This window comes from Bradyrhizobium sp. NBAIM08, from assembly GCF_020193935.1.
Classification (GTDB): Bacteria; Pseudomonadota; Alphaproteobacteria; order Rhizobiales; family Xanthobacteraceae; genus Bradyrhizobium; species Bradyrhizobium yuanmingense.
Window position 1 is genome coordinate 1 of sequence record NZ_JADYVR010000066.1, and the last position, 644, is coordinate 644.

The following is a 644-nucleotide window of genomic DNA, read 5'->3' on the forward strand; positions in this document are numbered from 1 at the left end:
GGGGTCAGGTCGCCGGGCGGCACGACGGTGACTCCTGGATGAATCTGCAGTTCGAGCCGCTCGTGCTCGCATGCCTCGCTCAGCCGCCGTTCGCGGGCGCGCGCGAAGGCGCTGTAGTCGGCGCTCACATGAATCTCGGTGGCGCCGGCGTCCTTCGCGACGCCAATTGCCTCCTTGACGGGGTCGCCACGGCGGATGACCAGACGGGCACCGCGGTCGCCCAGCGACTCGTCGAGGTCGCGCAGCGAGTCGAGCAGGAACGCGAGCCGGTTGGGAGCGGCGAAGCGCGAGCCGAGAATCGCGTCGTCGAGGACGAAGAGTGGAACGACCTGCTCACAGCGTGCCGCCGAGGCAAGCGCGGGATTGTCGTGTACGCGCAGGTCCCGGTTGAAGAGAACGACCGCTGCCTTCACACCCGCGAGGCTAGCGGGGTGCGAGCTCCGGCCCAGTCCGTCGCAGCGTGCTCCACATTCGTCGCAGGCGGCCGCGCTGCGGGGCGCTGCTGCGCAGCTCGGTCAGGCGTTCGTGAAGCAGCTCCACGGCGGCAGCGGTGGGCTGGAAGGGGTCCGCGATCGCCTGCCCGGCGTCGATCGGCAGCGCGGCGATGAGCTCGCCGTCGAGCTCGGCCACCAGCACGTCCGAAG

2 protein-coding genes are annotated in these 644 nt (G+C 70.7%); both read right to left on the reverse strand.

Annotated elements, in window-relative coordinates:
• Positions 1-413: deoxyribodipyrimidine photo-lyase (locus I6F37_RS38395; RefSeq protein ID WP_225154127.1), on the reverse strand; the 413-nt coding region annotated here is incomplete at its 3' end.
• A gap of 10 nt (positions 414-423) precedes the next feature.
• Positions 424-644 (reverse strand): hypothetical protein (locus I6F37_RS38400; RefSeq protein WP_225154128.1); only part of this gene is annotated, 221 nt, incomplete at its 5' end.